Here is a 1,990-nt window from a genome sequence, read left to right as displayed (position 1 = left end):
TTTAAAGAAGGTTTGGCCCGTGGTTGGAAGACCTATAACGGCTCGCGTCTGGACAACGACCTGACCCTCGAAGCCGATGTGGCCATCGTCGGCAGCGGTGCAGGCGGCGGCACCACGGCGGAAATTCTCAGCGCTGCCGGGTTCAAGGTGCTGCTGATCGAAGAAGGCCCGCTGAAGACCAGCGACGACTTCAAGATGCTCGAAGATCAGGCCTACGCCAGCCTCTATCAGGAAGGCATCGGCCGTATGAGCAAAGACGGTGCAATCACCATCATGCAGGGCCGTGCGGTGGGCGGCACCACCCTGATCAACTGGACCTCCAGCTTCCGCACGCCCGCGCCAACCCTGGAACACTGGGCCAGCGAGCACGGCGTCAAAGGCCACAGCCCGGCGGACATGGCACCTTGGTTCGAGCGCATGGAACAGCGCCTGGGCGTTGCGCCCTGGGCCGTGCCACCGAACGCCAACAACGCGGTCATCAGCCAGGGTTGCGAGAAACTGGGCTACGACTGGCAGGTGATCCCGCGCAACGTGCGCGGTTGCTGGAACCTCGGTTACTGCGGCATGGGCTGCCCGACCAACGCCAAGCAATCCATGCTGGTCACCACCATTCCCGCCACGCTGGATAAAGGCGGCGAACTGCTCTATCTCGCCCGCGCCGCCCGCCTGCTAATCGAAGGCGACAAGGTCACCGGCATCGAATGCCTGGGCATGGACGAGCGCAGCGTCGCGCCCAACGGCCGTACCATCCGGGTCAAGGCCAAGCATTACGTTCTGGCTGGCGGCGGCATCAACACACCGGGGATTCTGCTGCGTTCAAATGCACCCGATCCGCACGAACGCGCCGGTAAACGCACCTACCTGCACCTGGTGAATTTCTCCGCCGCCCTCTTCGAGCAGGTCATCAACCCGTTCTACGGTGCGCCGCAGTCGGTCTACTCCGATCACTTCCAGTGGGATGACGGTGCAGCCGGGCGACTGTCTTACAAACTCGAAGTGCCACCGCTGCAGCCCGCACTGACCTCAACCATGCTCGGCCGCTTCGGCATCGACAACGCCATGCGCATGGAACAACTGCCCAACACCAACGTCATGCTCGCCTTGTTGCGCGATGGTTTCCACCCGGACAGCGCCGAAGGCCGCGTCGAGTTGCGCGGGGACGGCAGCCCGGTGCTCGACTACCAGATGACCGACTACACCTGGGACGGCGTACGCCGGGCTTTCCACACCATGGCGGAAATCCAGTTCGCGGCCGGAGCCAAAGCCGTGCTGCCGCTGCACGCCGACGCCGACTACGTGAAAACCCTGGCCGAGGCGAAGAGCCTGATCGACAACCTCAGCCTGGAGCTGTACCGCACCCGCCTGGGCAGTGCACACGTCATGGGCGGTTGCGCCATGGGTGAAGACCCACGCCAGGCCGTCACCGACAGCCTCGGCCGGCATCATCAGTTGAGCAACCTGTCGATCCACGACGGTTCATTGTTCCCCACCAGCATCGGGGCCAACCCGCAACTGTCGATCTACGGCCTCACCGCCAAGCTGGCGACCCTGCTCGCCGAGCGCCTCCAGTCCGCCTGATAGCCAGGTATTCACGGGCCTTTGAGGGCCCGTGAATGGCGCGTCAGTGTGGCGTACGACTTGGCCATGGGGAAACGCTGCGCTACCATCCGACTCCCCAACGGACCCGCCAGGACGTCACGATGAATCGAGTGTTATACCCAGGCACCTTCGACCCCATCACCAAGGGGCATGGCGATCTGGTCGAGCGTGCCGCACGGTTGTTCGACAGCGTGATCATTGCGGTGGCCGCCAGCCCGAAAAAGAATCCTCTGTTCAGCCTCGAACAGCGCGTTGAACTGGCCCGCGAAGTCACCAAACACCTGCCCAACGTCGAAGTGGTGGGCTTTTCCACCCTGCTCGCGCACTTTGCCAAAGAACAGGGTGCCAATGTGTTTCTGCGCGGCCTGCGCGCCGTGTCTGACTTTGAATA

Annotated in this window: 2 protein-coding genes; both read left to right on the top strand. The window is 63.2% G+C overall.

The window, feature by feature from the left end:
- The coding region (locus AUK77_RS18740) for a GMC family oxidoreductase (protein ID WP_296132811.1) at window positions 1-1,578 on the top strand (1,578 nt) is incomplete at its 5' end.
- A gap of 122 nt (window positions 1,579-1,700) precedes the next feature.
- A partial coding sequence (gene coaD, locus AUK77_RS18735) for a pantetheine-phosphate adenylyltransferase (RefSeq protein ID WP_296132809.1) occupies window positions 1,701-1,990 on the top strand: 290 nt, incomplete at its 3' end.

The sequence above is a fragment of the Pseudomonas sp. Ga0074129 genome, from assembly GCA_001465025.1.
In the GTDB taxonomy this organism is placed as follows: Bacteria; Pseudomonadota; Gammaproteobacteria; order Pseudomonadales; family Pseudomonadaceae; genus Aquipseudomonas.
This window is presented reverse-complemented; position numbering and strand designations above follow the sequence as displayed.